Annotated in this window: 25 protein-coding genes; 13 read left to right on the forward strand and 12 right to left on the reverse strand. The window is 59.9% G+C overall.

What is annotated here, in order from left to right; translation table 11 throughout:
* The first annotated feature begins 27 nt into the window (after positions 1-27).
* Genes SIC17_RS13220 through SIC17_RS13240 form a run of 5 tightly spaced genes read left to right on the forward strand, consistent with a single transcriptional unit; the run spans position 28 to position 4707 of the window.
* Positions 28-1197 carry an MFS transporter gene (locus SIC17_RS13220; RefSeq protein ID WP_412545661.1) on the forward strand — a complete coding sequence of 390 codons (1170 nt, stop codon included), beginning with the start codon at positions 28-30 and terminating at the stop codon, positions 1195-1197.
* A gap of 11 nt (positions 1198-1208) precedes the next feature.
* On the forward strand, positions 1209-2363 hold the full coding sequence (locus SIC17_RS13225; protein WP_291892672.1) for an ABC transporter permease: 1155 nt from the start codon (positions 1209-1211) through the stop codon (positions 2361-2363).
* Positions 2360-3133, forward strand: a complete 774-nt coding sequence (locus SIC17_RS13230; RefSeq protein WP_412545662.1) for an ABC transporter ATP-binding protein — start codon at positions 2360-2362, stop codon at positions 3131-3133. Before SIC17_RS13225 ends, SIC17_RS13230 begins: the two co-directional genes overlap by 4 nt.
* Positions 3134-3136: 3 nt before the next feature.
* Complete coding sequence (locus tag SIC17_RS13235) at positions 3137-4084, forward strand: MlaD family protein (protein ID WP_291892674.1); 948 nt, start codon at positions 3137-3139, stop codon at positions 4082-4084.
* Positions 4081-4707, forward strand: coding sequence for an ABC-type transport auxiliary lipoprotein family protein (locus tag SIC17_RS13240; RefSeq protein WP_291892676.1), 627 nt, complete (start codon positions 4081-4083; stop codon positions 4705-4707). Before SIC17_RS13235 ends, SIC17_RS13240 begins: the two co-directional genes overlap by 4 nt.
* On the opposite strand, the gene SIC17_RS13245 is transcribed toward SIC17_RS13240, so the two are convergent.
* Entirely contained in the window at positions 4704-6683 is a 1980-nt protein-coding gene (locus SIC17_RS13245; protein ID WP_412545663.1) for a hypothetical protein, read from the reverse strand. The two genes, SIC17_RS13240 and SIC17_RS13245, sit on opposite strands and share 4 nt — an antisense overlap.
* A 171-nt stretch (positions 6684-6854) precedes the next feature.
* On the reverse strand, positions 6855-7109 hold the full coding sequence (locus tag SIC17_RS13250; RefSeq protein WP_412545664.1) for a hypothetical protein: 255 nt from the start codon (positions 7107-7109) through the stop codon (positions 6855-6857).
* A 145-nt stretch (positions 7110-7254) separates the two neighbouring features.
* On the opposite strand from SIC17_RS13250, the gene SIC17_RS13255 reads away from it, so the two are divergent.
* Positions 7255-8451 (forward strand): DUF418 domain-containing protein, encoded by a 1197-nt coding sequence (locus tag SIC17_RS13255; RefSeq protein ID WP_412545665.1) that lies wholly within the window; start codon positions 7255-7257, stop codon positions 8449-8451.
* A 101-nt stretch (positions 8452-8552) separates the two neighbouring features.
* The gene (locus SIC17_RS13260) at positions 8553-9365 is read left to right on the forward strand and encodes a nuclear transport factor 2 family protein (protein WP_412545666.1); all 813 of its coding nucleotides are present in this window, start codon (positions 8553-8555) and stop codon (positions 9363-9365) included.
* On the opposite strand, the gene maiA is transcribed toward SIC17_RS13260, so the two are convergent.
* Positions 9362-10012, reverse strand: a complete 651-nt coding sequence (maiA, locus tag SIC17_RS13265; protein WP_412545667.1) for a maleylacetoacetate isomerase — start codon at positions 10010-10012, stop codon at positions 9362-9364. The two genes, SIC17_RS13260 and maiA, sit on opposite strands and share 4 nt — an antisense overlap.
* Entirely contained in the window at positions 10009-10656 is a 648-nt protein-coding gene (locus SIC17_RS13270) for a fumarylacetoacetate hydrolase family protein (protein WP_412545668.1), read from the reverse strand. The genes maiA and SIC17_RS13270 overlap by 4 nt, the downstream gene beginning before the upstream one ends.
* An 84-nt stretch (positions 10657-10740) precedes the next feature.
* Between SIC17_RS13270 and SIC17_RS13275 the strand changes: the two genes are divergently transcribed.
* The gene (locus tag SIC17_RS13275; protein WP_291892688.1) at positions 10741-11208 is read left to right on the forward strand and encodes a MarR family winged helix-turn-helix transcriptional regulator; all 468 of its coding nucleotides are present in this window, start codon (positions 10741-10743) and stop codon (positions 11206-11208) included.
* Here SIC17_RS13275 and SIC17_RS13280 read toward each other — a convergent pair.
* On the reverse strand, positions 11193-11642 hold the full coding sequence (locus tag SIC17_RS13280) for a paraquat-inducible protein A (RefSeq protein WP_412545669.1): 450 nt from the start codon (positions 11640-11642) through the stop codon (positions 11193-11195). The genes SIC17_RS13275 and SIC17_RS13280 overlap by 16 nt on opposite strands.
* Positions 11643-11961: 319 nt before the next feature.
* Here SIC17_RS13280 and SIC17_RS13285 point away from each other — a divergent pair, with 319 nt between their 5' ends.
* On the forward strand, positions 11962-12099 hold the full coding sequence (locus tag SIC17_RS13285) for a hypothetical protein (protein WP_291892692.1): 138 nt from the start codon (positions 11962-11964) through the stop codon (positions 12097-12099).
* 78 nt (positions 12100-12177) lie between these two features.
* Here SIC17_RS13285 and SIC17_RS13290 read toward each other — a convergent pair whose 3' ends face one another.
* Positions 12178-12597, reverse strand: coding sequence for a hypothetical protein (locus tag SIC17_RS13290; RefSeq protein ID WP_412545670.1), 420 nt, complete (start codon positions 12595-12597; stop codon positions 12178-12180).
* 260 nt (positions 12598-12857) lie between these two features.
* A complete protein-coding gene (locus SIC17_RS13295; RefSeq protein ID WP_412545671.1) occupies positions 12858-13298 on the reverse strand; it encodes a hypothetical protein in 441 nt (146 codons plus the stop codon).
* Between the two features lie 148 nt (positions 13299-13446).
* Between SIC17_RS13295 and SIC17_RS13300 the strand changes: the two genes are divergently transcribed.
* The gene (locus tag SIC17_RS13300; RefSeq protein WP_291892698.1) at positions 13447-13788 is read left to right on the forward strand and encodes an Hpt domain-containing protein; all 342 of its coding nucleotides are present in this window, start codon (positions 13447-13449) and stop codon (positions 13786-13788) included.
* On the opposite strand, the gene SIC17_RS13305 is transcribed toward SIC17_RS13300, so the two are convergent.
* Positions 13785-14108 carry a chorismate mutase gene (locus tag SIC17_RS13305; RefSeq protein WP_291892700.1) on the reverse strand — a complete coding sequence of 108 codons (324 nt, stop codon included), beginning with the start codon at positions 14106-14108 and terminating at the stop codon, positions 13785-13787. The two genes, SIC17_RS13300 and SIC17_RS13305, sit on opposite strands and share 4 nt — an antisense overlap.
* Before the next feature lie 174 nt (positions 14109-14282).
* Between SIC17_RS13305 and SIC17_RS13310 the strand changes: the two genes are divergently transcribed.
* On the forward strand, positions 14283-14906 hold the full coding sequence (locus SIC17_RS13310; RefSeq protein WP_412545672.1) for a glutathione S-transferase family protein: 624 nt from the start codon (positions 14283-14285) through the stop codon (positions 14904-14906).
* On the opposite strand, the gene SIC17_RS13315 is transcribed toward SIC17_RS13310, so the two are convergent.
* A complete protein-coding gene (locus SIC17_RS13315; protein WP_291892704.1) occupies positions 14903-16078 on the reverse strand; it encodes a vWA domain-containing protein in 1176 nt (391 codons plus the stop codon). The two genes, SIC17_RS13310 and SIC17_RS13315, sit on opposite strands and share 4 nt — an antisense overlap.
* Positions 16079-16194: 116 nt before the next feature.
* Between SIC17_RS13315 and SIC17_RS13320 the strand changes: the two genes are divergently transcribed.
* On the forward strand, positions 16195-16656 hold the full coding sequence (locus SIC17_RS13320) for an N-acetyltransferase family protein (RefSeq protein WP_412545673.1): 462 nt from the start codon (positions 16195-16197) through the stop codon (positions 16654-16656).
* Here the strand turns inward: SIC17_RS13320 and SIC17_RS13325 are convergent.
* From SIC17_RS13325 to SIC17_RS13335, 3 genes are all read right to left on the reverse strand, one after another.
* A complete protein-coding gene (locus tag SIC17_RS13325) occupies positions 16653-18722 on the reverse strand; it encodes a TonB-dependent receptor (protein ID WP_412545674.1) in 2070 nt (689 codons plus the stop codon). The two genes, SIC17_RS13320 and SIC17_RS13325, sit on opposite strands and share 4 nt — an antisense overlap.
* 100 nt (positions 18723-18822) lie before the next feature.
* Positions 18823-19695, reverse strand: coding sequence for a hypothetical protein (locus tag SIC17_RS13330; protein WP_291892710.1), 873 nt, complete (start codon positions 19693-19695; stop codon positions 18823-18825).
* Between the two features lie 72 nt (positions 19696-19767).
* Entirely contained in the window at positions 19768-20664 is an 897-nt protein-coding gene (locus SIC17_RS13335) for an AAA family ATPase (protein WP_366940037.1), read from the reverse strand.
* A gap of 186 nt (positions 20665-20850) precedes the next feature.
* On the opposite strand from SIC17_RS13335, the gene SIC17_RS13340 reads away from it, so the two are divergent.
* Positions 20851-21564 (forward strand): cupin domain-containing protein, encoded by a 714-nt coding sequence (locus tag SIC17_RS13340; RefSeq protein ID WP_291892715.1) that lies wholly within the window; start codon positions 20851-20853, stop codon positions 21562-21564.
* Positions 21565-21594 lie beyond the last annotated feature (30 nt).

Raw genomic sequence — 21594 nt, forward strand, 5'->3', positions numbered from 1 at the left:
TGGCGTGCGCTTCGGGACGCAAAACACATGAACGCCAACACACTCAGATTTTCCGCCTATTTTGGAGCTTTCTACCTGACCCTCGGGGCGTTCCTGCCCTATTTCCCGGTCTGGCTGGAGGGGCGCGGGATTTCGGCGGAGTGGATCGGCTGGATCGGGGCCGCGGGCTATGCCGGGCGTTTCCTGATTTCACCGATTGCCGCGCGCTGGTCTGACAAGGCGCGCCTGCAGCGCCATCCGATCCGGGCCATGGCGCTGACGGCGCTGGTGGCCTTTGCCATGCACCTGCCAACCAGCTCGCCCTGGCCCCTGCTGGTACTGGCGTTTTTTGCCTCGGCCTGTTTCTTTGGCCAGATCCCGCTGGCAGATGCGTTTGCAATGCGGGAATCGCGTGCAGGCAAGATCCCGTTCGGGCCGGTCAGGGCCTTTGGTTCCGCGGTGTTTGTCATCGCCAATTTCACCGCAGGCGCCTTGCTGGACCTCACGGGCAGCGAGAGCGTGATCGTGTTTGTCGTCACCGGTGCCGCCTTTGTCGTCGTGTCCGCCTTCACCTTGCCGGACGGCGAGCCGGCTGATGCTGAAGCCGGGCAAAAGATTGACTGGGTGCAGTTTGGTCGCCTTGTGCGCGGCCCGCTGGGCTGGGCGCTGCTGGCATCGGCCTGCATTCAGGGCGGGCACGGATTTTACTACTATTTCTCGACGCTTGCCTGGGAGGCGCAGGGGCATAGCAAGCTCATCATCGGAGCGCTCTGGGCGACCGGAGTGATGATCGAGATCGCTTTTCTTTGGTGGTCCGGCAAGGGTGTGCTTGGGCGCATGTCGCCCGCGCAGCTTCTGGGTATCGGCGCGCTGGGTTCGCTTCTGCGCTGGGGGCTGACCGCGCTGGGTCCGCCGCTGCCCTTCCTTTTCATGCTGCAGCTATTGCACGCGCTGACCTATGCAGCGACCTATATCGGTTTCCTGCGTTTCGCTATTGAGGCTATCCCGCAGCGTCATACGGCTACAGTCCAGGCGATCAACTCGGCGCTTTCTGGTGGGGTGGTCATGGCGCTCGCGTCAGTGGCGTCCGGGTACGCCTTTGCTTGGGCCGGTGCCGGGGGCTTCGTCATTATGCTGGTACCAGCCGCAATTGGTCTGGTTGCAGCAATTGCACTTCACCGCGTTTCAGCACTCCCGTCGGGCAAAGAAATCGACTAGGCTGCGATCCCATGAGGGGAAAAGCGTTATCTCAGGTTGATGCTGCCGGGTCCGTCATACGTCAGGACGGCGCTAAGACGGTTGTTGAGCTGCATGGTGACTGGACGGTCGAAACAATCGGCAGCACGGACGCAGATCTGCGCCGTGTTGAAGAGACAACTGCGCCCGGCGATATTGTCATCGACCTGACCCATCTGGGGCGCGTGGATACAGCGGGAGCCTTCATCATCGGACGGGTCACCCGCCGATGTGGAGAGCCCGATGGCGATTTCCATTTCATCGGGGATCACCCGACCGCGCGACGACTGATCGAGGAAGTGCGTGCCCGTACGACGGTTTGTTCCGAAGAGGCGCCACCCACGTTCGGGTTTGGCAAGGCTCTTGCGCGAATTGGTGCTGGTCTGGAAGCCATGGCGAGGGAAATCCTTGATACGCTGGGTTTCCTCGGCCGGACGATGATCACCGGTGTAACCAGCCTGTTCGTGCCCTCGCGCCTGCGATTGACCCCGACGATCTGGGCCATGGAAGAAGTCGGCGTGAACGCGATGCCTATCATCGCTACCTTGTCTTTCTTCATCGGTGCCGTGGTTGCGTACATGGGTGCCAACCTGCTGCAAAGTCTGGGTTTCTCGGTCTTCACGGTCGAGCTTGTCGGTATTGCCGTCCTGCGCGAATTCGGTGTCTTGATCACGGCCATCATGTTGGCGGGCCGGTCTGATTCCGCCTTCACCGCCCAGATCGGTGCGATGAAAATGCAGCAGGAGGTCGACGCCATGCGTGTTCTCGGCCTTGACCCGTTTGAGGTCCTGGTTCTGCCGCGTGTAATCGCCTGTACGCTGATGGCTCCACTGTTGACGTTCGGTGCCATGATCTCCGGTGTTTTTGGCGGCATGCTGGTCGCCTGGAGTGCCCAGGATATCTCGCCCTCACTCTTCATTACCCGTTTTCACGAACAGCTCGACTGGAGCCACTTCCTGGTGGGCATGTCCAAAGCACCCGTCTTCGGCCTTGTCGTCGCGATCATTGGCTGTCGCCAGGGCATGCAGGTCGGAGGTGATGTGGAATCGCTGGGGCGCCGCGTAACTGCGTCCGTGGTTCAGTCGATCTTCGCGGTGATCGTGCTGGAGGCCCTGTTTGCCATGCTCTACCTGGAGCTGGGAATATGACGCAGGACGCTCTCATTTCCGTGCGGGACCTGCGAACCGCCTTTGGACCGCACGTCATCCACGAAAATCTGGATCTGGATATCCGTCGCGGGGAAATCCTGGGACTGGTCGGCGGTTCCGGCACGGGCAAGACCGTACTGCTGAACACGATCCTGGGGCTCAAACAGCCCGATGGCGGGGATGTCTTTTTCGAGGGGCATCGCTATGGCGGCCTGTCGGTCGCTGAGCGCCGCAAGGTCAATTCACGCTGGGGCGTCCTGTTTCAGAACGGCGCTCTGTTCACCTCGCTGACCGTGCGTGAAAACGTCATGGCGCCGCTGCGCGAGCATGTCTCCATGCCACCGGCCCTGATGGAAGAAATCGCCGGCATGAAGATCGGCCTGGCAGGCCTGTCTCCGGAAGCAGCGGATCGTTACCCGTCAGAGCTTTCCGGCGGTATGCGCAAGAGAGCGGCCCTGGCTCGCGCCTTGGCGCTGGATCCGGACATCCTGTTCCTGGACGAGCCGACAGCCGGCCTCGACCCGATCGGCGCGGCGGCGTTTGACAGCCTTATTCTGGAACTTTCACAGGCCCTTGGCCTGACCGTGTTGATGATTACGCACGATCTCGACAGTCTTCACGCCATCTGCGACCGTGTCGCGGTGCTGGCAGACAAGAAAGTCGAAGTCGTTGCGCCAATTGAAGCCTTGATGCGCAATCCGCATCCCTGGATTCAGGAATATTTCCATGGACCGCGCGGCCGAGCCGCACTTGCGGGACAAGGGGGGTAAGAGATGGAAACCAAAGCACATCACATACTCGTCGGCCTGTTTGCCGTGACATTGATCACCGCAGGCATCCTGTTCACCCTGTGGATGGCCAAGGTCACCTCGGAGGAGTTTTCCCAGTACGACATCGTCTTTGACGGGCCGGTGCGAGGGCTTCGCGAGTCTGCCGAGGTGCGTTTCAACGGCATTCAGGTCGGTGAGGTGAAGGAGTTGGGACTGGACGAGCAGAGCCGGGTGATCGCGCGGATCGAGGTTCTTTCGCAGACCCCGGTTCGTGTTGACAGTTTCGCCCAGCTCGAACCCCAGGGCCTGACCGGCCTGTCCTATATACTGATCTCCGGGGGCTCCCCCGAAGCGCCACGCCTGGAAAGCCAGATTGGCCGACCGCCGCCACGCATCTTTGCCCGGCGCGCCCAGCTCGAGGGGCTGGTGGAAGGATCCGAGGACGTTCTTGATGCAGCACAGATCGCGCTTATCCGGCTGTCCGACCTGCTAAGCGAGGAGAATGTGGATGAGGTCGCAGAGACGCTGACTAATCTGCGGGAGATCACCGATCGCCTGTCCGAAGAGGGGGCGCTGATCGAGGACGCCCGGGAAACCCTCGCCCAGATCAATACGGCGGCACAGGACATCTCGGTGGCCGCGCAATCACTGCAGGAATTCTCGGAGACCACGACGACCTTTGTGGCCAATGACCTCACCGCTGCGGTCAACGAGACGACGCTGGCGGCGATGGCCGTAAACCAGGCGGCGGTGGACACCAATACACTGGTGCAATCCGTGACCCCGGCGCTGGAAGACTTTGCTGATAATGGCCTCAATAACATCACCCGTTCGGCGGCCAATCTGCAGCGCCTGACGGAGGCGCTGGAACGCATTTCAGCTGATCTTGAAAACAATCCCGGCGGTTTCATCGCCGGCTCACCGCGTGAGACCGTGGAGATTCCGCAATGAGTGCATCGCGTTCAATCAAACTTCTCCTGGCCGGCCTGACGGCGCTGTCCGCCTCGGCCTGTGTATCGCTTTTGCCTGAGACCGAGCCAGTCGCGGTTTATCGTCTGTCTTCGCCGACGCCGCGCGCCAGCGATAATCCGCCGGGTATCATTGTTGAAATCGAACGCCCGAGCGCTCCGGCTGGACTGTCCGGTGATGAGATCGCCATCGAACGAGTCGAAGGTCATCTTGCCTATCTGTCCGGCGCGGCCTGGATATCTCCGGCGCCAAACGCATTGCAGGGCCTGGTCGTGGATACATTCCACGCGACGGGAAATGGCGTGGACCCGGTCTATCCGACGGATGCCGTGCGCAGCGAGTACGAGCTGAGGATGGACCTGCGTTCCTTCGAGGCGGTTTATGATCAGGGCGAGAATAGCGCCCCACTGATCCGTGTTCGCATCATGGCGCGCCTGGTCGAGGAACGTGGACGTGAAATGGTCGGCTCGCGTGTGTTCACGGTTACTCGGCGCGCCAGCGATAACCGCGTCAGCGCCATCGTGGATGCGTTCAACGCGGCTTCAACCGATCTTGCCGGTGATCTAGCAGAATGGACCGGAACGGCCGTCCGGGCGCGCGGCTAGCGCCCGCCCGAATTTCCGTCATCCTCCTCCGGCATGGAGGAGAGAAGGTCCTTCCAGCGCCAGCCCGGATCCTTGCGCGCAGCGTTGTTCTCGCGTTCCGGGAAGCCGACACTCTTATCTGCCGCGCCCTTCATACCGGTCAGCGGGCGATGCATCTCGTCTTTTGAGGGGGTCTCGTCATTATCGGCACTGGGGGACGAGTCCTCGACCGTTTCATTGCGCGGACGGCGCGGCAGTGGTGAGGGCACTTCATTGAGGCCCAGTTCGGGCGCGCGGCGGCCGCCCGCAACAGAACCCATGCGCAACATGAAATCACTCAGCAATTCGTAGTTCTGGCGGATGCGTGCCTGGAAGGCGGCATCGATTTCCTGTGCCTCTTCGGCAGCGGTCATAGCTGCTGCATTGAGGCCTTCCAGCCCCCGGCGAAGGGCATCGGCGGCCTCCTGAGCGCGGCGACGAGCCAGTTCCGGCAGCTCGTCGAGGCGTTCGGTCATGCTTTCGACCTGGCGTTCGACCGTCTGGGTCTCGGCGCGAGCAGAAGCCAGAACCGCTTCAAGGCGGCGACGTACGGACTCGGCTGCATCGTCGGCGGCCTGGGAGGCCTTAGAGGTCAGTTTTTCAGCCTCTGCCAGACGCATTTCGAAAGCCTGGTCCGAGCGGTTTGCAGCCTCATAGGCGGCTTCGTTTGCTTGTTGGACCTTGGAGGCCACGGCATCGGCCTGGTCCTCAATGGCTTCGATCGCTGCCTGGGAGATGGACTTTGCTTCCTGGGCGGAGGCCACCAGACGTGCCAGTGCACTTTCGTGTTCACGGGCAGCGTATTCGGATTCCTGGCGGATATTGCTGGCCAGATCCCGCGAGCGTGTCAGCGCGTCCTCAACCGCATCGCGGAAGGCCGAGGCACCGTCCGTGGTCGCGGTGTTGAGGGCTTCCGCACCATCGCGAGCGGTGGTGACCATCGTCTCCAGCTCGGCACGGTGGAAGTCGAGCGCGGCGGCGATCTTTTCCTGCTCCTGGCGCAGGGCTTCGCCCGCATCGTTCAGACGCTTGCGGTGTTTGACATAGGCCGCGTCCAGATTTTCCGCGCGCTCCTTGAGCGTGTCGGACATCTCGCCGAGATTTTCGACGCGCTCGGCGATCTTGGTGGAGACCATCTGGCCGCGGTCGGATATTTTCACGCTGGCATCATTGAGCGTTTCAACGCTGGCCAGGATTTTCTGTTCGGTGTCGTTGGCCTGAGTGGCGGCAAGTTCCGCCGCAGCAGCGACCATCTTGGACTGATCGGAGATCGCAGCGGCTATCAGCGCCGCCTTGTCATCCAGGGATTCTGATACCTCGCTGAGACGCAAACGCTCCTTGCGCAGGCCGCCCAGCAGCGTTTCGGTGCGCATGTGGGCGTCGCCGGCAGACTGTTCCAGCGTCTCGGCGTGGTGGCTGATCACTTCTTCCATGGCCGCGAGCCGGGCGAGGGCGCTGTCCATGGATGAATTGATGCGCTCGACCTCACCGGAAACCGCGGTCGCCAGATTGCGCACCTGACCCTCGGTATAGGCAGCCGGGTCAGCAAGGCGGTGGATGGCTTCTTCCACGCGGTCAGTATTCTGGGAATTGCGGGCAATCTCCCGCGCCATAAGGCCACACATTACAAAGAGCAGGGCGGGTGTGAGTGCGAAGGCCGCAAGGCCCGTCAGCTGGCCAAAGCCGAACTGGGTAAGGTTTTCAAGGCTCTGAATGCCGAGATATCCCCACAAAAAAGCGCCTGCAGCACCAATCCAGAGCAGGCCGAAGGAATTGCCGATCCAGACCAGCCAGGCGCCGGGCGATGCGGTTCCGGCCGGTTTGCGTCGCCGGTTTGCGCGATCCGATTCGTCGCTGATCGCCTGGTCGATGCTGGCCATCAAGGGCGCGTCGGCGGCGTCCGGCAGGACGTCGATATCTGACAAAGTGCTTGTTTTGTTTTTCGTATTTCCGGTCATGGGAGTCTCTTCTTGACCGGGCGCGCGACTTCTTCACGCCAGCCCTGCGTCGGAAAAACCATCGGGTTAATCAATCTATAACAAGCTTACGCGGTCTGGCGCAGCTTAGACACAGATAAACTATGCAAACTCGATATTTGCCCGGGGAAATTGGAGCGAAATTGTTAGGGATCAGCTTTTGTAGACAGTCGTTAGCGCAGCGTTGACGGTCTCGTAGCGGATATCCTCTGTGGCGCCGGTATTACAGTCATCGAAGACGTAGGCGATCCGGTCACCCGGAATAAACTCAACGATTTCGCGCGTGTTGCCGATTACCGAGAAGTCCGTACCGCCCTCGGAACATCCGTCCGTTCGCGTCAGCTCGACGCCCATCAGGGACATCGAGAAGATGGCTAACCACTCAATCAGATCTGCAATCCAGGCCATAGGATCCTTAGCTCCCGCACGAATAAGGACGATTGCGTTATGCGCTTGCGCCACAGCCGATACAATTCACAATAGGGGTGATGCCGGTGAAAAATCTGTAAGATTGGGGCAGAATCCGGGCGGAATCACTTTGTGGGGGAATTTGATGCCGACTTCGCCGCGAGCGACACGATTTGAGTGCCTGGACACGCTGCGCGGTCTCGCAGTGCTCGGCATTTTGATGGTGAATATCCAGTTCTTCGCCATGACGTATGTCGCGGCGGACCATCCCTACATTCAGGGAAATTTCGACGCGCCGGCCAACCAGGCAGTCTGGTGGTTTGTGCACACCTTCTTCTCCATGAAGTTCATCACCCTGTTTTCGGCCATGTTCGGGGCTGGCATCGTCCTCATGCTGGGTACGGGAGATGCGGCTCATAAACGTCATTGGCGCCGCATGGGCTGGCTGCTCATGTTCGGCATGATCCACGCCTATGTGTTCTGGTATGGCGATATCCTGGTGCCGTACGCCTTGGCAGGAATGGTGGTCGTCACCGCACGCCGCATGACGCCTTTCGGCCAGATCGGTCTGGGACTCGGCCTGATCGCGTTCACCGGCTTGTTGATGGTGTCGGGTGCCGCTATCCAGGGTCTGCTGGGCGATGATGTTTCCGGTGCCGAGGCCATGGGCTTCACCGCTGAACGTGTCAATGACATTACGGCGCTCTATCAGGCCGGTTTCCTGGATCGTCTGCCTTACAATATGGGCAATGCGGTCATGTTCCAGCTGATCCAGCTGGTTTTCTTCGGTGGCCGTATCGCGGGCGTAATGCTGTTGGGCATGGCCCTGTTCCGTCTGGGTTTCCTCACCCTTGGTTGGTCGCGTGAACGTTATATGCGCTCGGCCTTGATCGCGGTGCCGGTCGGTCTCCTCCTGTGTGGCTGGAGCGCCAGCTACGCGCTTGCCACGGGGTTCGCACCCACATCCGCCTGGATGACGATGCTGTCTCAATATGTGGGCTCTCTGGTGCTGGCCTTCGGCTACGCGGCAGTGGTTATGCTGATCTGCCAGGCCGGCTGGTTACAGCCAGTCACCAATCTTCTGGCGCAGACGGGACGAATGGCCTTTACCAACTATCTCAGCCAGACACTTCTGATGACACTGGTCTTTGTCGGACTGCCGGGGCTGGGCCTGTTCGGTCAGGTCGACCGGGTGGGGCAGTTGATCATTGTGCTGGCGGTATGGGGGCTGCAGCTAGTCTGGTCGCCCTTGTGGCTGGCGCGCTATCGTTATGGCCCTCTTGAATGGGCCTGGCGGTCCATGACCTATGGTCGCCAGCTGCCGCTGTCCCGGTCACAGTGACGTGAACAACATCACCGAATTGACACTCTCCTGCTGACGTTGCTGGCGGTAGGTTTGGATCAGGTGCGGCGACACTTAGTACTAACATCAAGGAGTGTACTATGCGTCGAACGCTCGTCGCCCTGTGCGCAGGATTCGCCCTTTCACCATCCGGCTGGGCTGAAGACCCGCAGACCGAAACCGCCCTCAGGCCACTCGCCGAAACATTTGCCCACGGCTTCTACTCTCGGGATGCCGATATGGTCCTTTCCGTGGTGCATCCGGAATTGTCGAAAATTGGCGTGTGGAGCAATTTTCGCGGAACCGGTGTCGATATCACCGAGGAACTGCCGCCCGGAACGCTGCGTGTTCTTGGCCAAGTCTATAATTATGATAACCGGCTGAGCGTTGAACACTCGACCGTTGGTGTCGACTTTTTCGATTCAACGGCAAATGTCGGCGTGTTTCAGCTGACCGCGGATACGGATTGGTATGATTTCTTCCTGGGGACCCATATTAACGGGCAATGGGTGTTGGTGAACTGCGCCTATGGAGGGCATTCGCAGATCGATAACCCGAACCGTGCCGCCGATATGGCGGACGTGCACGACGTCGTGATGCGCTATGCGGCCGGCTGGGACACCGCTGATTATGATTTGATCGAGAGTGTCATCTATCAAGATGCCGACCGGCGCCATGTGGTTCGCGGCGGCGAGCTGGAATTCCTGCAACATGAAACGCTGGAGATGGTGCAGCAACAACTCCTGTCACGACCGGAACACCGCTCGGCTTCGCAGGTCATGGTGTTTGAAGCGAACCGCCGTACGGCAGCGGCGCGGATTAACGCGCCGGACCGGTCGGAATGGGTGTTTCTTCAGCGCCTCAACGATGAATGGAAGATCGTGAACATGTTCTGGGAAGCTGTTCAGACCTAGTCCGCCACGGCGTCCGGTTGAGCTTCCGGTATTGCATCGGCAAATGCCGCAAGCTCCCGGCACGCCGTGTCCGCTGCCAGCAGGGTTGGAAAGGCCTCGACCTCAACTCCCCATCGCCTGGCGTTGTAGAGCTGGGGCACCAGATAGACTTCGGCCATGCATGGTGCATCTCCGAACAGGTACGCGCTGGAACGCTTATGAGAGGCGACCAGGGCTTCCAGACCTTCCAGCCCCGTCGTGATCCAGCGATTGGCCCAGGCTTTCATTCCGGCCAGTCCGGAGCCTTCGATTGCAGCTGCCGCCTTGAGGATGCGCAGGTTCTGGACCGGGTGGATGTCACAGCCTATGGCCGCTGCCCAACCCCGGACCAGGGCACGATCAGCGGCATTGCCCGGGAGGAGGGCAGGCTCGGGCCAGGTCTCCTCGATCCACTCCAGCACGGCAGGTGATTGCACCAGACGGTGATTGTCGGCTTCAAGCACCGGCACGAGGCCCTGCGGCTGCATCTTCAGCCACGCTTCGCCGTTCTGTTCGCCATCCTTCAGATTGATCGAGACCTGGTCATAGGCGACGCCCTTCAGGTTGAGCGCAATGCGCAAGCGATAGGCTGCGCTGGATCGCCAGTAGCCATACAGTTTCACGTTCATTGTGCGCGTTCCTTAATCTGAAATCTCAACTTTGGCAGGCCTTCAATCTCGCCCTCAACAATGTCTCCCGGCTGCAAGGCGCCGACGCCTGCTGGGGTTCCGGTGAAGATGAGGTCGCCGGGCAACAGGTCAAAATACTGCCGGAGTGCCGCAACCATATCGTCGGGCGGCAGGATCATGTCTTCGAGCCTGCCGGATTGCCGTTCCTGACCGTTAACCGACAGTTTTATATAACCTTCTCGTGGTCCATTCCCGATCTGGAGGGGGGCGAGAATGGCGGAATTATCGAAACCCTTGCCGATTTCCCAGGGCGCGCCCTTGCTTTTCATCCGAGCCTGCAGGTCCCGCCGCGTCAGATCCACGCCAGCGCCGCAGGCGATGATCTCGCCATCCTTGCCCAGGGCGAGAACCAGCTCGATTTCGTGGTGCAAATCCTCAGTCTGGCCCGGGTAAGCAATTTCAACAGCTTGCGTAGCGGCGCTGCCAGGTTTCATGAAGAAGATAGGTTCCGGCGCCGAGCCCATTTCCGCTGCGTGTGCCGCATAATTGCGGCCGATACAGAAGATGCGCCCGACCGGGAAGCTCCGGTCATCGCCGTTTATCGTGAGCCGGACCGGTGCCGGCAGGTCTGTCAAATCGGTCATGGGGCTCACATAGCCTGCCTGGGGGGTGTCGGTCGAGGAGCGGAAAGGCTTGTCCACAAGCGAAACTGTGTGATTTGTATACGCATGACCCAATCGAATCCCGCGCTTCGTCTGTCCGAATACCTGCCTTATCGCCTGGCCATCACGTCCAACCGGGTTTCCCGAATGGTGGCTCGTGCGTACCGGGCGCGTTTCGGGCTGTCGATCTGGGAGTGGCGGACGCTGGCAATTCTGGGGGAAGGGCGGTCCATTACCGCTCAGGACCTGGCTGACATGGCGGCAATGGACAAGGTCGCTGTCTCACGCGCGGTCAAGAACCTGGTGGATCGTGGACTCGTCGAGCGTGTCGCACATGAGGGCGATGGGCGCTCGCGGCTATTGCACCTGACGGCGGCCGGCAAGGATGTCTACCAGGACGTTGTGCCCATGGCACGGGAGGCCGAGGGGCGATTGTTGGAGCGGCTGAGTGCTGTGGAGCGGGAACAGTTGGCCAGATTGCTCGAAAAGGTACGGGCAAGCGCCCAGGAATTGCTCGATCAATCTGACGGTTGAGCTTCACGGCTGGCGATCCCGCCGGAAGCCATCATGGCGAAGAAGACTGACAGGCTAAAGGCGATAAGGCCCGGCGCGATTGAAACGTCGAGGATGGAATTGCTGCGCGCCGAGAAGACGATCAGCGCGATGATGAAGACATCGCCCATCGACCATTTACCAAACCATTCCAGTCGCCGGATCATCGGACGTGATAACTCCCCGGTCCGCTGATTGAGGCGCCACATCCAGACCAGTTTTGCAGTCGGGAAGATGACGGAGAAGGACCACACCGCGCCGGCAAGCAGGTATTCCTCACCTTCCAGAAGGCTGATGCCCACCCCGATGATCGAGTGTTCGCCGCGCCAGAATGCGAACTGTGTGGTTTCCAGTGAGGGCAGAAAGAGCCCGAGCGGCAAAAGGGCTGTAGAGAGGACCAGCAGCGCTGTGGTCATGCCGTTGGCAGGCTTTTTCGGTCTTGCAGTCATGGTTCCCCCGCTTGCGGGCAGGGCAACACGTGAAAAAGGCAAAATGACGACGCATACATCTCCGAGTTGTTTGGTCGCCTGGTTTTGAGCAAAAACAACAGGAAGTTGACGCAAGGTTTTAGGAGATAAACAACTTGTCCGCGTAATGTATAGGATATGACTGCACAAAAAATTTATGGTTAATACTTGAAGGCCACAATCCCCGGGAAGTTGAGGCGATCAACCTCAATATCCGCAAAAGGGACAATCATGCGCAACATACTCCTCCTCGCGATTGCTGCGCGTGATGTATAGCTTTCGGGCCCAGCAGACCGGCGAGGCGTCGCGGGATGTTCTTGAATCCGTACGCACTGTGACCGAGCGCGCCGAGCGCCTTCACCAGACCGTTGAAAGTTTCCTCACCGAGGTTCGCAAGGCAGGCTGATCTCTCCCCCCTTGATGTCGCCTTGTTGAACGCAAACGCCCGGACCGTCTCCCCCTTTTGATCCGGGCGTTTGTTTGTCTACTGGAAGGCCGGGACGAGGCGCTGCCAGCGGCGGGGCGGATCGTCCTCGCGATCCACTTCCAGCCGTTCGACGATGACGTCGAGACGTTCGGTGTCCAGGCATTCAATGCGCAAGGTGTCGAGATGGCGCGGGGCATCATTGAGACGGTTGCGGAAGTCGAACCGGTCAAGCGCGTTCAGCTCGCCTGGCACCAGTTCCATCACATGGCGATAGCCGAAACGCCCGCGATCAGAGGACAGTTCGATGATGCATTGTTCCAGAACATAACCGCCTTGATTTGAGATCAGGACCCGCCAGCTGGTCGGGTCGAATTCGACCACGGCCTCGATCCGGGCATACGGTCGATACTCGTCCTCACGGGGTTCCGGACAATTCCCCACAAACAATCCAAGGATCAGATGCGTACACTCAAGCATACAAGTCCATCACGCTTCCACGCCCCCACCATTGAAAGGAGACCGGCCAAAACAGGCGGTTATGGGGCAGGTGTGATCACAAATTGCATTCGCGGCATTTTTCGCCTGCGGATAATGACCTGGAAACTGCCGATGTCCCCTCGACTGGCCAGACCTGTTCCCCAACAGGTCCGAGCCATCCGTGACTGCCACAGCTTTCAGGTTTCAAGAAGTGAAATCTGGGTGACGGGCTGATGTCATTCAACCACAGCGGGACGTTCCTAGTAGCGTCCGCGCCGACCCCGGTGATCGATGAAGTGGATCAGGCGCGCCGACCCCCGTTCAACATAGAGAAAGCCTCGACGATCCCGGCACACGCGTTCTGAAATGAGGGCCGGGCGGCCGCGGAAATGCCCGTACCGCTCCTCGCGCCAACAGCGTCGGCCCTGATAGCGGCTGGGTCCATAATAACCTCGGCCATAGCGGCCTCGATCATAATAGCCGTGCCGATGGCGCGGATTGCGGTAACCGTCCCGGTCGCGGTGGTGATCATGGCGACCGCGATAGCCGTGACGACGATCCTGTGGATGGGTCACCTTGGCAGTCGTCAGCTGATTCTGTTTGAGAGCCGGTGCGTCGCCGGGCAGTGCACTTGCATGCGCGGAAGTTCCAGCCAGGCCAAGCCCGGCAGCAGCGATAAGGGCAGCGAGAATGATCTTCATGCTTCGGCTCCTTCCTGCGAGTAAAGCATAATGCATTTTCCCGCCTGACGCGAAGCTGAACGAAAAATTCACCTCGATAAACGTTTCCCGCGTTGGTCGCCGGGGGGGTAAGCGGGATGTTAAGAACAGGCCGGATAATCTCGCTGGCATGGTTGCAGAACTCAAATCCGGCGGCTCACCGCTTTTCGATCACGCACATCTGCTTCGTTATACCGGCGAGGATGTCGAGCTTCAGCGCGAGCTGGTCTCATTGATGCTTGACCAGGCGGATCGCTGTGTCGGCATGATGGGTTTGGCGCGTGAGCGTTCGGAGTGGCGTACGGCCGTGCATACGCTCAAGGGATCGTCTCGCGGTGTTGGGGCATTTGCGCTGGGAGATCTGTGCGACGAGGCCGAGGAATTGCCCGCACTGGCCTGGCCGGGAGCGCGTGTGCAGATCGAACAGATGGTCGCTCAGACCCGCTCGGCCTTTGGAGAGCTGGCCGATTAAGTTCGGGTCTTGTCCCAAATGGTGAATTCATAGGCGATTGAGCGTTCCACCAATTCCCGCCAGACGGGCTCGGAGATACGAGTGCTCAGACCGACACGTTCGGATTCGGCCACGACCTTGGAAATCACATCATTGATGCGCCACTCGTCCCGCACCACACCGCGATTGGGTTTGATGCGAGCAGCGGCTTCCATGTATCTGGCCCGCGTGGCGATCAGGGCGACCAGCTCGCGGTCCAGCGCATCCACACCCTCGCGTACCTGCGCCATGTTTTCACAGTCTTCCGGAGCGGTGATGTTGAGGTCGGACACGGTTGTCATGCGGTTTGATCCTTGTGATTTGCCCTGCTTTATAGAATGCCTCTGCGACGGGCCCAAGCGACGAGCTGTCACACACCGGTAAAGCGCCCGGCGAAATGCTTTCGATGATCCTTATTCCGGCTCGACCTTTGTCGCCGCCCCGCTATGGTGCATCGTAACGATCAGGAGGCCCGCATGAACCAGCCCATTCAAGTCTATGGCGACCAGCGCAGTGGAAACTGTCTGAAGGTGAAGTGGACGGCCGATCGCATGAGCCTGACCTATGACTGGCAGAATGTCGACATTCTCAAGGGTGAGACACGCACCGAGGATTTTCTCGCTATCAATCCGGCCGGTCAGGTGCCGTGCCTGGTTCGCCCGGACGGCCGTATCCTGGCCCAGTCCAACGCCATATGCTTCCATCTTGCCGAGGGCTCTGCGCTCATTCCCGAGGACAGTTTTGATGTCGCCAAAATGCTCGAATGGATGTTCTGGGAACAGTACAGCCACGAGCCGGCCATCGCTGTTCGCCGTTTCCAGAAAGCCTACAAAGGCCTGGATGATGACCAGATTGATCCGGAGTTGATGGCCAAGGGCCGCCGTGCCCTGGGCGTTATGGAAATGCGGCTCCTGTCCCGCGACTTCATCGTCGCCGAACAGCTCTCTCTGGCAGACATCGCGCTGGTTGCCTATACGCGGGTGGCTGATGAAGGTGGTTTCGACCTGGACGAGTTCCTCAACGTTCGCGGCTGGGTCGCGCGTGTTGAGAACGAGCTTGGTATCGACGTCAATGACGGCCGGTTCGACCCGGTTGGCTAGCGCGCCAATTCCTTCATCGCATCATCAACACCTTCAAGTGTCAGCGGGAACATGCGGTGGGGGCCGATAATGTCCTGGATGAGGCGGGTGGAGTAGGAATACTCCCACCAGTCTTCCTTTTGCGGATTGAGCCAGATCAGGTTGGGCCAGGTATCGACGAGGCGCTGCAGCCAGACGGCGCCGGCCTCTTCATTCCAGTGTTCCACCGAACCGCCCGGATGCGTGATCTCGTAGGGTGCCATGGCGGCGTCTCCGACGATGATGACTTTCCAGTCCGCCGGGTATTTGTGCATCAGGTCAAAAGTTGGCACGGTCTCGGCGCGTCGGCGCAGATTGGACTTCCACATCCCTTCATAGGGACAGTTGTGGAAGTAAAGATATTCCAGGTTCTTGAACGTGCCGCGGGCCGCTGAGAACAGCTCCTCACACATGCGCACATAGGAATCCATGGATCCGCCGACATCAAACAGGGCGAGGACCTTGATGGCATTTCGGCGTTCCGGGCGCATGATCACGTCCAGCCAGCCCTGTTTCGCCGTCGCGTCGATCGTGCCACCCAGGTCCAGCTCTTCCTGCGCCCCGTCGCGGGCAAACTTGCGCAGGCGGCGCAGGGCGACCTTGAGATTTCGTGTGCCCAGCTCGCGCTCGCCATCCAGGTCCTTGTAGCGGCGCTGTTCCCAGACTTTCACGGCCTTCTTGTGCTGGCTCTGACCGCCAATGCGCACGCCAGCCGGATTATAGCCGGAATGGCCATAGGGCGAGGTGCCGCCGGTGCCGATCCACTTGTTGCCGCCTTCGTGGCGTTTTTCCTGTTCCTCGAGGCGTTTTTTGAGCGTCTCCATCAGCTCGTCGAAGGGCAGGGCCTGAAGCTCGGCCATTTCCTCCTCGGTGAGCAGACGTTGCATCATGGCCTTGAGCCATTCGTCCGGGATCTCCTCGGTCTCGAACAGGGCGCCAAGCGCTTCCACGCCCTTGAAGACATGACCGAAGACCATGTCGAACTTGTCGAAATCCTTCTCATCCTTCACCAGCGCGGCGCGACTGACCGAGTAGAAATGCCCGATACTCGGATCGATGGCGCCCTTGTCGAGCGCTTCCAGCAGGGTCAGGTATTCGCGGGTCGTAACCGGGATCTTGGCGGCGCGGAGCTCGGTGAAGAAATGATGCAGCATGACAAGAGAGTAGGGTGCTCACAGCTTCTTTTCCAGCACCGTGATGCCGCCTTTCATCAGTCGACGACAAACGGCTAGATTTGTTTGAGGCTTTCAATCGAACTGGGACCAACACCATGCCCAAAAACCTCACCCTCCGACGGGCCCGCGCCGACGATCTCTCTGCGATCATCAACATGCTGGCCGATGACGCATTGGGGGCGAGCCGGGAGGTCGTCGCCGATCCGGTGCACGGTGACTATGTCGAGGCATTTGCTGCCATCGACACCGATCCCAACCAATATCTGGCCGTTGCCGAGGACGGCGAGGGCATCGTCGGATGTCTACAGCTCAGCTTTATTCCCGGTCTGTCGCGCAGTGGAATGTGGCGCGGTCAGATCGAGAGTGTGCGCATCCATTCACGCGCTCGGGGCGAGGGCTATGGCCAGGTTTTGTTCGAATGGGCAATCGAGCAGTGCCGCCGGAAAGGCTGTGGCCTGGTCCAGTTGACCACCGACAAGAGCCGGCCCGACGCACTGCGCTTCTACGAACGCCTCGGGTTTGTTCCCAGCCATGAAGGCATGAAGCTGGGCCTTTAAAATTGCCAGCGGATTGCGGCGCGAATCTGTCGCGGTTCAACGCTGCGAAGGTGACGATCTTCAACCGCAGTCGCTTCTGTCGCGAGCCGGCTTTCGATGAAGTACGTGATGTCCGCATCTTGTGCGTCGAAGAGATTGAAAACGTCGACAGACAGCGCGGCTGAACCGAAGCGGTATTCACCGCCCAGATTTACCAGGGTTGTCGGATCCGAGAGGACTGACCCGTCCTCGATCAGAGGCGCTTCGCCGAAGTGACGCACCCGTACAGACAGGGTGAAATCGTCCCAAGTGCCAATAAGGCCTCCACTGAGCACGGTCTCCACCGCGCCGGGAATGTGATCCTCGCTGCCATTGGTCTTGAAGCGGGCGTCAGTCCAGGAGGCTTCCAGGTCGGCGACCAGCCAGTCATTGATCGTCCAGAACATGGCCGCTTCGAAACCATGACGTTCGGATCCATCATTGGGTTCTGTGGAGCCGCCATCGCCGACAAAAACCAGCTCACTGTCGAGCTCCAGCCAGAACGCAGCCGCCGTGAAATGAACGTGGTCGGTCTGCCAGCGGACGCCCAGCTCGGCGACATCGCCCGGGACTAGCAGCGGAACAGCGACTGCAGGTGCATTTGGCTTTCCGCCCGGCACGTGATGGGCCGGGTTCAGCGGCTCAGCCGGATCCGTGATCACGACCGTGCTTGGGTCCAGCGTAATAGTGGCGCCACGGGCATCATTGGAGTGAAAACCACGGCCGTAATTGGCGTAGAGTTCAACGGCCGGGGAGGCGCGCCAGGCCAGTCCGAACTTTGGTGCAAGCAGGGCGTCATCTGCGGTGCCGCCATTGGCAGCGAGGGTCCGGGCGTCAACATCGACCTGCATCCAGTCTGCGCGGAGTCCCCCCATAACGCGCAGTGCGTCGGTCGCTTGCCAGTTCAGCTCGATGTGCGTCGCGAAGCTTGTCTGTTCGATGGCGTCTTCGCGGACCGTGTCCAGTCGCTCGCGCTCACGAGAGTGGTGCAGGCCGATTTCACCGATGTCGTCATGACGAAGCTCGGCACCCCAGCTGAGCTGAAGAGAATCTGCGACGTGCGCGTGCTGACGATAGCGTGCCCCGTACATCCAGCGTTCGTCTCGTTGTTCGAATTGGTCGCCATTGACCGGGCCTTCGAGGAAATAGGTGAAATTGGAGTAGAGCGTAAAGTCGGACCGGACGATCCAGGCGTTGACCTCAGCGAGGTGATTTTCCCAACGTGCTGTGGCAGCGAGGCGTTCCGATTGCCCCCCGAGCGTCGGGTCGATAACACCAAAACGGCCATACACATTCAATGCTCGTTCTGGAATTTGGTCGGCGCCGCGCCAGTCGGCATCGTAATACATGAGGGTGAAGCTGGCATCACCACCAAAGGCCGGGGCCACGTAGCGGGCGAGCAGATTGATGCGCTCTGCGTCCTCCTGCGTGCTCCATGGGCCATCATACAGGACATGTTCACCGCCGAAGGTCAGTGCGCCGGCATCGGTCTCATGGCTGACGCCTGCAGCGGCTCGGCTGTATCCAAATTCGCCGATCTCCAGGCTGGCGAAGTTGGATGGCAATTGCTGATAGAGGGCGAAACGGGCCGACCCGGCGAGTGAAAAATCACCATCATCTGCACGATAGGCACCCTTGCGAAAACGAATTTCAGATACGAATTCCGGGATGAGTGGATTGAGATCCAGATAGCCCTGGCCATGGCCATGGCTGCGCATATTGACCGGCGCACCATCGATGAAGCCGGCGAAATCTGTACCGTGATCCAGATTGAAACCCCGCATGAAATACTGGTTCGCCTTGCCCGTTCCGGAGTGCTGCGTCGCGATCATGCCCGGGATGACTTCAACGAGTTCACCCACTCTCCCGATCGGTCGTGTCGAGATGTCATCATAGCCGACGACCCCTTCGGTCGCAGATTGAGCCACGCCAATCTGGTCCATTCCCTGGCCCCAGATGTGAATAATATCAGCCGTCGATGTGTCCTGGGCAGCAGCGGTGGCGGAAAGGGTGACGAGAAGGCAGGCGGAGACAAGCGGTCTATTCATGAGATGTTATAATATAACGTTTTAGGTCCGCTGCATGTAGCCGAGCTTTCTTTGTGTGGCAAATGACAGGTTTGTAGGATTTAAGGGGCGCCCGACGGCGTTAATCCGGTTGCTGGCTGACAAAGGCCTGCAGCAACACCGCTCGCGCAGCGGCGTCTTGTCCGGCCGGGTATTGCACGGTGACAGTCCAGGGCTGGAGCGGGTGTTCCAGGGTCATGGCGAATTGTTCCGGCGTGCCCGGGCGAGATGCGCCCAGTGACCAGGAGGTCAGGGGCGCGTTTTCGCCTGTGCCCGTCGTGACGATCTCGAACCGGGTGCTTTGCAAGTCCGGATAGGTTTCGCCCATGCGTTCGGCCTCTGCTGAAGCATGACTGCCCTGGGTCAGGCGAAGCCCGATATCCTCGTGGTTCCAGTAAAGGCAGGCCGGGTCGCCCTCGCTGCCGCCATAAACGTCGAAGCGCAGATGGTCGGCAATGAAAAGCGGGCATTGCAGGCCCTGCATGTGGCGCGCGCCCTGATCGCCCTGGACTTGCCAGCCGGGGCTGGCCTCCGGGTGATCGCGCAGCATGCGGGCATTGGCGTCTGCCAAGCGAGCCGTGTCGCCCGGATGCCAGGCAGCGCGGGCCTCTTCGGCGGCCATGTGGGAGGCCATGACCATGCGGGTCGCTGCAAGCTCTGCATCACCGTGGATGACGTCCGCAGCCTGCCTCGCATACCGCCCGGTCGCCTCCCAATACCCCAGGCGCGCATTGATATCCGTGAGCATGTGGCGAATGCGATATCGATCCATCGGCGTGTCGGCCAGGGCCAGAGCGGTTTCTGCCGGCGCCAGCGCGGACTCCCAGTCTCCGGCCATGACATGTGGAATCACCTGCCGGAAGGCGGACATGAAATCGGCTGGGGCCTCGTCCTGTGCGAAGGCCGGCATGGCAAGGCTGGCTGCCAGAATACCGGCACAAAATGCGTGTTTCATCATGTCCTCCCGATGTGCGGGAAGAGCATGAAAACACTCGCCGAGCACCGAGTGAATAAGCGGTAAGCTGGCTCAGATCGCGCCCGGGTCACGCGGTCCGCCAGCCGGAGCGCCGCCAGGTTCCGGATTGCGCCGCATCATGAAGGAAAGCTTTTCGAACAGCATGACGTCCTGCTCGTTCTTCAACAGGGCGCCGTGCAGCGGCGGGATCAGCTTGCGCGGATCACGTTCGGTCAGCACGGAAGGATCAACATCCTCGACCAGCAGTAGTTTCAGCCAGTCGAGCAGCTCCGACGTCGAGGGCTTCTTCTTCACGCCGGGGACCTGGCGCACGTCGTAGAACAGCTTGAGCGCCTCTGCGAGCAACCGGCCCTTCAGCCCCGGGAAATGCACCTCGACGATGGCGCGCATCGTTTCCTCGTCCGGGAAGGCGATGAAATGGAAGAAACAGCGGCGCAGGAAGGCGTCCGGCAATTCCTTCTCATTGTTCGAAGTGATGATGACGACCGGGCGCTGTTCCGCCTTGATGGTCTCACCTGTCTCGTAGACGTGGAATTCCATCCGGTCGAGCTCCTGCAGGAGATCGTTGGGAAACTCGATATCGGCCTTGTCGATCTCGTCGATCAGCAGCACGGAGCGTTGTTCGGCCGCAAAGGCCTCCCACAGCTTGCCCTTGCGGATGTAGTTGTTGATGTCATGGACCTTGTCATCGCCCAGCTGGCTGTCGCGCAAGCGGGCAACGGCATCGTATTCGTAAAGGCCCTGGCGCGCCTTAGTCGTCGACTTGATGTGCCATTCGATCAGCGGCATGCCCATGGCAGCGGCGACCTGTTTGGCCAGCTCGGTTTTACCGGTGCCCGGCTCGCCCTTGACGAGCAGCGGGCGCTCCAGAGCGATCGCCGCATTTACCGCGGCGCTCAGCTCAGCATCAGCGACGTAATTGTCTGTACCTTCAAAGCGCATGGTCAAGACCTAGCGCGTTGCAAACGGCTTGGGTAGGTGTGACGTAGGCGTCAAGCTGCAGCGTGCCCAGGGGGAGGTTCGAGACCTTGAATGCGGCACATTGCCCCAATCACCTTTCTCTGCTTGCGAAATTAAGGGACTGTAAAGGCGAATCTCTGGGATACTCATCGTGATAGATTAGAGGTGGCCCCGATGGCTGATGGAATGATCCACACGCAGAACTTCTACGCATTCGAATGGATGACCGGCAAGGTTGCCGATTGCGATCCGAATTTCCCAACAACTCTGCATGCTTGGGACAATCAGGATCTTGATCTTGACGCGACGGATACGGCCTATTTCGGTTTTGTCCAGGATGGCGATGCCATCGTGAATACGGATGCGGGCAGTTTCACCCTCAAATCGGGTATGTATTTCTCAGCCAACAATGCCGTCAGTATTTCCGGCGGCCGGGGCATCGTCATGGCGCGCGCCAAGCACCAAGCCTTCTTCTCGATTGGTGGTCCGGTCGAGGACAAGGGGCGGCTGAAATATATCGATGGCTGTACCGACAGCCTGTTGATCTCACCCATCAAGATGGGTGACCCCTGTCTCAACCTGCTCTACTTCCCGCCTGGCATTGACCAGACGTCGCACACGCATCCTTCCGATCGGATTGGCGTGGTCTTTTCCGGCAAGGGCGAGTGCGTCACGCCGGAAGGCATCATCCCGCTGGAGCCGGGAGTGATGTTCCGGATCCCCTATGAGGGGCACCACAAATTCCGGACCTATGACAGCGAGATGCGGGTCATTGCCTATCACCCCGATAGTGATTTTGGCCCCCAGGACGAAGATCACCCGATGATCAACCGCACGATTGTTGACGGTGTCTCTGCATCCAAGATCGACGCGATCCGAACGAAGTAAGGGGCTTTGGGCCCACTACGAAAAAGGCGC

The sequence above is a fragment of the Maricaulis sp. MIT060901 genome, assembly GCF_047123815.1.
Taxonomy (GTDB): domain Bacteria; phylum Pseudomonadota; class Alphaproteobacteria; order Caulobacterales; family Maricaulaceae; genus Maricaulis.

Bases quoted from the DNA above. Each gene is read 5' to 3' on its own strand.
- SIC17_RS13220 (WP_412545661.1), top strand. From the start codon at position 28: ATGAACGCCAACACACTCAGATTTTCCGCCTATTTTGGAGCTTTCTAC.
- SIC17_RS13225 (WP_291892672.1), top strand. From the start codon at position 1,209: ATGAGGGGAAAAGCGTTATCTCAGGTTGATGCTGCCGGGTCCGTCATA.
- SIC17_RS13230 (WP_412545662.1), top strand. From the start codon at position 2,360: ATGACGCAGGACGCTCTCATTTCCGTGCGGGACCTGCGAACCGCCTTT.
- SIC17_RS13235 (WP_291892674.1), top strand. From the start codon at position 3,137: ATGGAAACCAAAGCACATCACATACTCGTCGGCCTGTTTGCCGTGACA.
- SIC17_RS13240 (WP_291892676.1), top strand. From the start codon at position 4,081: ATGAGTGCATCGCGTTCAATCAAACTTCTCCTGGCCGGCCTGACGGCG.
- SIC17_RS13245 (WP_412545663.1), bottom strand. From the start codon at position 6,683: ATGACCGGAAATACGAAAAACAAAACAAGCACTTTGTCAGATATCGAC.
- SIC17_RS13250 (WP_412545664.1), bottom strand. From the start codon at position 7,109: ATGGCCTGGATTGCAGATCTGATTGAGTGGTTAGCCATCTTCTCGATG.
- SIC17_RS13255 (WP_412545665.1), top strand. From the start codon at position 7,255: ATGCCGACTTCGCCGCGAGCGACACGATTTGAGTGCCTGGACACGCTG.
- SIC17_RS13260 (WP_412545666.1), top strand. From the start codon at position 8,553: ATGCGTCGAACGCTCGTCGCCCTGTGCGCAGGATTCGCCCTTTCACCA.
- maiA (WP_412545667.1), bottom strand. From the start codon at position 10,012: ATGAACGTGAAACTGTATGGCTACTGGCGATCCAGCGCAGCCTATCGC.
- SIC17_RS13270 (WP_412545668.1), bottom strand. From the start codon at position 10,656: ATGACCGATTTGACAGACCTGCCGGCACCGGTCCGGCTCACGATAAAC.
- SIC17_RS13275 (WP_291892688.1), top strand. From the start codon at position 10,741: ATGACCCAATCGAATCCCGCGCTTCGTCTGTCCGAATACCTGCCTTAT.
- SIC17_RS13280 (WP_412545669.1), bottom strand. From the start codon at position 11,642: ATGACCACAGCGCTGCTGGTCCTCTCTACAGCCCTTTTGCCGCTCGGG.
- SIC17_RS13285 (WP_291892692.1), top strand. From the start codon at position 11,962: ATGTATAGCTTTCGGGCCCAGCAGACCGGCGAGGCGTCGCGGGATGTT.
- SIC17_RS13290 (WP_412545670.1), bottom strand. From the start codon at position 12,597: ATGCTTGAGTGTACGCATCTGATCCTTGGATTGTTTGTGGGGAATTGT.
- SIC17_RS13295 (WP_412545671.1), bottom strand. From the start codon at position 13,298: ATGAAGATCATTCTCGCTGCCCTTATCGCTGCTGCCGGGCTTGGCCTG.
- SIC17_RS13300 (WP_291892698.1), top strand. From the start codon at position 13,447: ATGGTTGCAGAACTCAAATCCGGCGGCTCACCGCTTTTCGATCACGCA.
- SIC17_RS13305 (WP_291892700.1), bottom strand. From the start codon at position 14,108: ATGACAACCGTGTCCGACCTCAACATCACCGCTCCGGAAGACTGTGAA.
- SIC17_RS13310 (WP_412545672.1), top strand. From the start codon at position 14,283: ATGAACCAGCCCATTCAAGTCTATGGCGACCAGCGCAGTGGAAACTGT.
- SIC17_RS13315 (WP_291892704.1), bottom strand. From the start codon at position 16,078: ATGCTGCATCATTTCTTCACCGAGCTCCGCGCCGCCAAGATCCCGGTT.
- SIC17_RS13320 (WP_412545673.1), top strand. From the start codon at position 16,195: ATGCCCAAAAACCTCACCCTCCGACGGGCCCGCGCCGACGATCTCTCT.
- SIC17_RS13325 (WP_412545674.1), bottom strand. From the start codon at position 18,722: ATGAATAGACCGCTTGTCTCCGCCTGCCTTCTCGTCACCCTTTCCGCC.
- SIC17_RS13330 (WP_291892710.1), bottom strand. From the start codon at position 19,695: ATGAAACACGCATTTTGTGCCGGTATTCTGGCAGCCAGCCTTGCCATG.
- SIC17_RS13340 (WP_291892715.1), top strand. From the start codon at position 20,851: ATGGCTGATGGAATGATCCACACGCAGAACTTCTACGCATTCGAATGG.